Consider the following 7,570-nt stretch of genomic DNA (forward strand, 5'->3'; position numbering starts at 1 on the left):
TTCTATCTAGCTTAGTCTGAAGCTTTTGTTCAGTCTTTTGCTCGGTCTTAACTTCAAGCTTTTGCTTTACTTTAAGGTTCTGCTCAGATAACTCTTTAACACTCGGCTTGGTTTTAACCGGCGCAAGCTTTGGAAATGCAGCAGGTATAATCAGAGGTGAAATTTTTGATCTTTCAGGCTCAGCAAATTGAGGCTTAGCCGGCTTCACTTTTGCAAAATTTGCTTTTGCAATAACCTTAGGCTTTAACTTGGATCCTACTCTGCCTTCAAGTGGCTCTTTAGACCTTGTATGCATTACATTCACGGAGTCTAGAGAGTGTAATTCCGCGTCACTAAGCTTGTTTTTGTGTATTGTATCTAAGTCTTTTAAAGGTTGCTGATCGGCAACTGAGCCAAGCATATCAAAGAAGTATTCATCCATAGCATCAGATGAGCTGACATTCTCGTCCTGATCGAATTCACGCCCTCCATGAATAGAGTGCTTCTTATCGATATCTTCAGAGCTCATCGCACACTCTCTACAGACTGCTCCGCTAACCAAAAAGCAGCGTAGTAATCATCTATAGCTTGCTCAGAGTAGTCTAAGAAGCATTGCCGAACTCGCGGTGAAAGCGGTTTTCTTAAGTAATAGAGAAATGTTAATAATACTATCTGGGCCTCACACTGAGACCGAAAACTTTGATCATCGTCTTCTCTTACCATTTTAATTGTCGGAATAAGAGATAGGTCAGGCGAAATAGCTTCAGTCGTTTTAACAGTGGAACCACCCAAAATCCCAAGAACTGGCTGAGCGCATTGTGGCTCTGATGCCACCCTGGTAACACTAGTTACCGAATCAACATGACTTGGCTTACGTGAAGTGACAGATCCGCCCTGATTTTGCCGACCTTCATTTGTAAGATTGGCTTCTTCAGCAAACTCACAATCGGCACTTATATTTTCTTGCTCACTGACGTGTGCGCTTTCAGAAATTTGAGCAGATGACTCATTCAGATAGTTTTCGGATGTATGCTCTGCCGAAGAACATGAGCTATCATTAGGCTTACTAACAGGCACAGGGTCGCTACCAAACATATCGCTCAGGTAATCATTTAGCAAATCTTCCGTGCTAGAGTGAGGCGTCCTGCTGTCAGTGTTATCCTGAGTCATTTGATAGTGTAATTAATCTCTCGTATGAGTTTAAAGCCTGATAAAGCCTTAGGCATTATTGCTTGTCAGCTCTTTAAGCGTCTGCAGTAGCTTCTTATAAGCTCTCACTCCGTGAGTATCAGCGTCGTAAATAGATGGTACCAGACCTTTCATACTTGCATCTCGGAACTTCGTATCAACGGGAACGGCATACTTCCAGACATCATCTCCCCACGTCGATTTGATGGTACGCAAGCTTTGTGTTGAAGCCTGTGTTCGACGATCAAACATGGTAGGCAGAATAAGATGTCTTAAATTGCTTTTCTGAGACCGAATAACCATACCCAAAGTATGCATCATTCTTTCCAAGCCTTTAATCGCAAGAAACTCTGTTTGACAAGGTACGATGAGCTGCTGGCTCGCAGCAAGAGAGTTGATCATTAGTACACCCAATGAAGGCGAATTATCGATCAAGACGTAGTCATATTGATCCCACAACATTGCCAGCGTTTTCGAAATGATCAGCCCCATACCTTCAACGCCAACCATTCTACGTTCAAGCGTCGCTAAAGCCGTTGAAGCAGGCATTAAATCCAGACCCGGGCAAGAAGTGTCAGTAATCAGTTGTTCAGGAAGACCATCAGGAACCTTACCCTGATGCATAAACAAGTCGAACGCACTTTGCTCAATCGTATCCGGGTCGTAACCAAAATAACTGGTTAAAGACCCATGCGGATCAAGATCCATAACCAACACTCTTTTGCCTTCTTGTGCCAACAACCCGCCTAGCGTTACTACACTAGTCGTTTTACCGACCCCGCCTTTCTGATTGGCAATACCCCAGATTCTCACCGCGTCACCTCTGAAAAATTATATTTTAGCTTTGCTCAAGCATACCATTTAGCCTAGCTGGCTAGAATATCCTGCTAGGGATACTTGCTAATTCTGTATCGCTTGAACAAATGAACAACGGAAATGGCATAAAGTTGCCGAATTTACGTCACTAATAATCTTAATAGTGTACAGAGCACAAATCGTGCCATCGGCACAGTATTGAAAGGTAAATACTTAGAAAATATTTCTTTATAAATGAATGAGCTACGAGACTTACTTCATTAAGCCCTGACGAATATCCTGACTTTTGGAAATTAATAGAACAACGCGGCGGTTTTTGCTTTTTCCAGCTGCCGTATCATTCCTAGCAGCAGGTTGAAACTCTCCGTAACCCATCGCGCCCATGCGAGAAGGCGACACCCCCTCCAGTGCGAGGTATCTAACAACTGTGGCTGCTCGCGCTGCAGAGAGCTCCCAATTAGATGGGAATACAGGGCTTCGAATAGGAACATTATCAGTATGCCCCTCTACCAGCATAGCGTTATCGTGCTGGTTCATAATACCTGCAATTTTTTCAATAATTGGCAAAGCATCATCAACAGGCTCCACACCGCCGCTTTGAAAAACAACCGTATCATCCAACGAGATCTCGATCCAATCGTCTTTCTTCTGAACGCTTACCTTTTCCTCGAATATCAAGTCTTCAAAGTTATCTTCAAACTCCCCTGCTATCATTTCGAGTTGGAGGTCTTCTTTGCTAGGTTCCTTCTTTTTCTTTCGTTGATCAGGGGGTGGTGATGACTCACCGATCATTGGTTGGATAAAAATTTCACGTGAATCCGGAGAGGTAGAGCGAGGACTTATATCTCCAACCTGAATTGGCTTTATGGTTTTCGCGGGAGCGTTAAAGACCCCTTCCAAACTCTCAGAAAGGACTTTATATTTACCTTCATTTACCGAAGAAATTGAATACATCACAACGAAGAAAGCAAACAGCAAAGTGATAAAGTCAGCGTATGATACTAACCAACGCTCATGATTATCATGCTCTTCTTCTAATTGCCTGCGCATAGCTTAGCTCAAGTGATAGTTAAGTGATAAAGCCGCGTAGCTTTAGCTCGATTGAACGAGGGTTCTCTCCCTCTGAGATTGCCACCAAGCCTTCGATAAGCATTTCTCTATACTGGGATTGCCGTTGAATCACAGACTTTAGCTTACTACCGACTGGGAAAAACAGCAGGTTGGCAAATGCAACGCCATAAATTGTCGCTACAAAGGCAGTCGCGATACCAGCGCCAAGAGAGGATGGGTCAGCAAGGTTACTCATAACATGTATCAGACCCATTACTGCGCCAATGATACCAATGGTAGGAGAATACCCCCCCATCCCGTCATAGATCTTTGCTGAACTAAGGTCATGACGCTCTTTAGAAATAAGATCCAACTCAAGTACATTTCTAATCACTTCAGGCTCAGCACCATCAACGAGCAGCTGAAGACCTTTACCAGCAAAAGGCTCATCTTCTTTCTCGACTGAAGACTCTAGCCCAAGCAAGCCCTCTTTTCTTGCTCGCATACTCCAGGAAATAACCTTTTCAATCCCGTCATCAATCGACACATAAGGCGGTATAAACACCCAGCGCAACATGACAATGCCTCGCTTTAATGTCTGAAAAGGAGTTTGTAACAATATCGCAGCAAACGTACCGCCTATAACTATTAAGGCAGCGGGGCCATTAAATAATGAATCAATATGGCCACCCTCTAGGTAGTTACCACCTAAAATGGCACCAAAGCCAAGGATAACACCTAAGATACTCAGCAAATCCATTACATCACTCCTTCAATCACGTGATCTGCTATGGCGTCAATATCAAAAGAGCCGTCAGAGTAACCAGCCTTGTCAACTGCCATCGGCATTCCATAAATTACGCAGCTTTTTTCGTTCTGAGTATAAACCGTGGAGCCAGACTGTTTAAGCAAGCGGCAACCTTCTCTACCATCGGCCCCCATACCAGTCAGAACAATTCCCAAAACTCTTCCGGGGAACGCTTTCGAAGCTGAACCGAAAGTCACGTCGACGGAAGGTTTGTAGGTCAACCTAGCATCACCTTCCAAAATTGAGATAGACCGACCTTTACCCGAGACAATCATTTGCTTAGCTCCAGGTGCTAAAATTGCTGTTCCTGCCTGCAATGTTTGCCCATCTACTCCATGCTTAACGGTAAGTTGACATAAATTGTTTAGGCGCTCTGCAAATGCAGGGGTAAAGGTCTCAGGCATGTGCTGAACAATCAGTACAGGAACCGGCAGATTAGCCGGTAGCTTTGACAGTACTTTTTGTAAGGCAACCGGCCCACCCGTTGAAGCGCCGATGACTAGAAGGTCTACCGGGTGAGATAACTTCTTGGCTCTGTGCGTGGCGCGTTGACCACGATTAGTACTCTGTACTTCCGGGCGTGACGGCACACTTTTATTTGTAGTGCTTGGGCGTCCGCTCACTGCTCTACGCTTTAAAACACTTGAACTCTCACTTGCTTGTATACTGGATGAAGCCTCGGGGTTTAGTGAGCTAGCGCTGCTAACCGAGCCACTTTGAGAAGTTCCACTCTTTTTTGCAATAGCCAGGATTCTTTTCTTCAGAACCTCTTGCATTTTCCCTGCATCGCGAGCGATATCTTCAAAATTCTTTGGTAAAAAATCGACCGCTCCAGCTTCTAGCGCATCTAGCGTTACACGAGCACCTTCGTAGGTAAGAGATGAGAACATTAGAATAGATGTAGGACATTCTTGCATGATATGGCGAATAGCTGTAACGCCATCCATAACAGGCATCTCGTAATCCATGGTGACCACATCAGGGGACAATTTCTTTACGAGCTCAATTGCTTCACGCCCGTTTGACGCAGTACCAACGATCTTGATTTCAGAAACCAAGCTTAGAATTTCACAAACCCGTTTCCGAAAAAAGCCAGAATCATCTACAACTAATACAGTGACACTCATCGAATCTAACAAGCGCCCCCGTAGCGATAAAGATTGCAGCGTGTACTATAGCGACAGCGCATCCTGATTTTTAGCCTATGCGTAGCGGTCTAATAGACTTGGAATATCTAGTATCAAGGCGATACGACCATCACCCGTAATCGTTGCGCCGGCCATGCCTGCTGTGCCATGTAGCATGTCACCAAGTGGTTTAATCACGACTTCTTCTTGGCCAACCAACTGATCCACAATAAAGCCTACGCGCTTACTACCCACAGCGACAATCACCACATGAGCAGAATCAGTATCTTCAGTGTATGAATTCACTAACCAGCGTTTGATGTAAAACAAGGGATAAACATTATCACGAACAACAACACACTCCTGTCCATCAACAACATTTGTCTTGGTCAAATCAAGGTGGAAAATTTCAACCACACTAACCAGAGGAAAAGCAAAGGACTGATTTCCAAGCTTAACCATCAAGGTAGGCATGATCGCCAAAGTTAAGGGTACTTTAATTGAAAGTCGCGAGCCTTTACCTAACTCAGAATCAATATTTACCGTACCGTTTAACTGGGTAATTTTTGTCTTAACAACATCCATTCCCACACCACGGCCGGAAATATCGGATATTTCCTGCTTAGTCGAAAAGCCAGGTGCAAAAATAAGGTTATAACATTCGCTATCGCTTAAGCGATCAGCAGCGTCTTGGTCGTAAATGCCTTTTTCAACAGCTTTTTGACGTAGAACCTCAGCATCCATACCTGCGCCATCATCTTCAATGGCTAGCATGATATGATCACCTTCCTGCTGTGCTGACAGAACCACCTGCCCTATACGTTCCTTACCTTTCGTCACACGGTCATCAGGCATTTCAATGCCGTGGTCTACAGCGTTTCGTACAAGGTGAACCAAGGGGTCAGATAGCGCTTCAACAAGGTTCTTATCAAGGTCAGTATCTTCACCAACCAGAACCAGGTTAACCTCTTTCTTAAGGTTCCGAGCCAAATCTCGCACAACCCTGGGAAAACGTCCAAAGACCTTCTTAATCGGCTGCATTCGAGTTTGCATAACCGCTGACTGAAGATCACCTGTCACGACATCTAAGTTGGACACAGCCTTCTGCATGGACTCGTCACTGCTTGCATCGCCAAGACGTTTTAGTCGGTTACGCACAAGCACCAATTCACCCACCATATTCATGATATCGTCTAGGCGCTTTGTATCAACACGAACTGTTGTTTCTGTCGCTATGGTTTCATTCTTCTTCGATGCCGCTTTAGCAGCTGGTTTTGCAGCCGGCTTTGGCTTAGCTGCAGCTGCTGAGGCTGGGGCCGGTGCAGGCGCTGGCTTTGGTGTGGGCTCTGGAGCCGGCGCAGAACTGGCAGCAGCCTTGGTCGTTGGCGACCCGCCTGCTCCATGAAGTTCATCCAGTAGCTTTTCGAACTCATTATCGGTAATCAACTCTCCATCACCGCCAGCAGGAGTAGCTGACGCTTCAGACGTGGCATCACCTGCAGCAATACCTTCGCTATTGAACTGACCTTCACCATGCAAGTCATCCAATAGTTTTTCAAATTCTTCTTCGCTTATATCACCCGACTCTGGCGAGCTGTTCGTGTCGCCACCCGCAGCCGGTTCTTCAAAAAACAAATCCGCCGAGGAGCTGTCTGGTGAAGCTGAGGCACCAGCACTTTCGCTGACACCAACAGGAGCACCGGAACCGTGTAGCTCATCTAACAAGTTTTCGAATTCGTCATCGGTAATTTCGTCAGATTCTTGTTCGGATGCCGCTGGTGCACTCCCTTTACCCGCATCATCATCTAATGCATCCAAGAGCTGTTCAAACTCATCATCAGTAATATCAGCCTCTTCAGCAGAGGCTTCTGCAGCAACCGGCTCCGGTGTTGGTTCAACAGCTGCAGGTTCAGCAGCAGGCGCAGCATCAGCAGGTTTCGCAAAACGTTCTAACTCACTTAAAAGCTGTGGGTCAGCTGGGGTTGGATCTTGGCCATCTCTGACTTCACTGAACATTTCGTTTACAGAGTCTAACGCACGTAAAACGACATCCATTAAGTCAGCATCAAGACTTCGCTTACCATTTCGCAGAATATCGAACACGTTTTCTGCAATATGACAACACTTGACCAGTGCATCCAACTGTAAAAAGCCTGCTCCACCCTTTACAGTGTGAAACCCTCTAAAAATTGCGTTTAGCAAATCTTTATCGTCTGGATTTTGCTCTAGATCAACCAGTTGCTCTGAAAGAAGCTCGAGTATCTCTCCAGACTCTACAAGAAAGTCCTGAAGTATCTCATCATCCGCTTCAAACCCCATCTTCTACGCCCCTTTAAAATCCTAGACTGGACAGCAAATCATCCACATCATCCTGGCCAGAAACAACGTCTTCGCGTTGCTCTGCATGGAGTTGTGGACCTTCACCCTCAATGCCTGTTTCTTGTTTTTCTACTTCGTGGACTGTTCCTGTAATCTGGTCAACCTTACCGGCCATTCTGACCAAATTAACAAGATTCTCTTCAACATCTTTAACCAATCCGGTGACTCGTTGAATCACTTGACCAGTTAAGTCTTGGAAAGACTGCGCTAACAGTATTTGCGT

Annotated in this window: 8 protein-coding genes; all 8 read right to left on the reverse strand. The window is 45.3% G+C overall.

Going from position 1 to position 7,570, the window contains the following annotated elements; translation table 11 throughout:
* Nucleotides 1-508: hypothetical protein (locus A3766_RS26825; protein WP_156509175.1), on the reverse strand; the 508-nt coding region annotated here is incomplete at its 3' end.
* On the reverse strand, nt 505-1,149 hold the full coding sequence (locus tag A3766_RS26830) for a hypothetical protein (protein ID WP_068513734.1): 645 nt from the start codon (nt 1,147-1,149) through the stop codon (nt 505-507). The genes A3766_RS26830 and A3766_RS26825, both read right to left, overlap by 4 nt.
* A 48-nt stretch (nt 1,150-1,197) precedes the next feature.
* Nucleotides 1,198-1,980 carry a ParA family protein gene (locus tag A3766_RS26835; protein WP_068513736.1) on the reverse strand — a complete coding sequence of 261 codons (783 nt, stop codon included), beginning with the start codon at nt 1,978-1,980 and terminating at the stop codon, nt 1,198-1,200.
* Between the two features lie 255 nt (nt 1,981-2,235).
* Complete coding sequence (gene motD / locus A3766_RS26840; RefSeq protein ID WP_068513739.1) at nt 2,236-3,033, reverse strand: flagellar motor protein MotD; 798 nt, start codon at nt 3,031-3,033, stop codon at nt 2,236-2,238.
* 19 nt (nt 3,034-3,052) lie between these two features.
* Nucleotides 3,053-3,793 (reverse strand): flagellar motor protein, encoded by a 741-nt coding sequence (locus A3766_RS26845; RefSeq protein ID WP_068513742.1) that lies wholly within the window; start codon nt 3,791-3,793, stop codon nt 3,053-3,055.
* Nucleotides 3,793-4,968, reverse strand: a complete 1,176-nt coding sequence (locus tag A3766_RS26850) for a chemotaxis response regulator protein-glutamate methylesterase (protein ID WP_068513746.1) — start codon at nt 4,966-4,968, stop codon at nt 3,793-3,795. Before A3766_RS26850 ends, A3766_RS26845 begins: the two co-directional genes overlap by 1 nt.
* Before the next feature lie 75 nt (nt 4,969-5,043).
* Entirely contained in the window at nt 5,044-7,287 is a 2,244-nt protein-coding gene (locus tag A3766_RS26855) for a chemotaxis protein CheA (RefSeq protein WP_068511932.1), read from the reverse strand.
* Between the two features lie 13 nt (nt 7,288-7,300).
* Nucleotides 7,301-7,570 (reverse strand): protein phosphatase CheZ (locus A3766_RS26860; protein WP_197479776.1); only part of this gene is annotated, 270 nt, incomplete at its 5' end.

It is taken from the genome of Oleiphilus sp. HI0132 (assembly GCF_001635845.1).

Excerpts from the sequence above, each read along its gene's own strand:
- motD (WP_068513739.1), bottom strand. The coding sequence starts at position 3,033 with ATGCGCAGGCAATTAGAAGAAGAGCATGATAATCATGAGCGTTGGTTA.
- A3766_RS26855 (WP_068511932.1), bottom strand. The coding sequence starts at position 7,287 with ATGGGGTTTGAAGCGGATGATGAGATACTTCAGGACTTTCTTGTAGAG.
- A3766_RS26850 (WP_068513746.1), bottom strand. The coding sequence starts at position 4,968 with ATGAGTGTCACTGTATTAGTTGTAGATGATTCTGGCTTTTTTCGGAAA.
- A3766_RS26845 (WP_068513742.1), bottom strand. The coding sequence starts at position 3,793 with ATGGATTTGCTGAGTATCTTAGGTGTTATCCTTGGCTTTGGTGCCATT.
- A3766_RS26830 (WP_068513734.1), bottom strand. The coding sequence starts at position 1,149 with ATGACTCAGGATAACACTGACAGCAGGACGCCTCACTCTAGCACGGAA.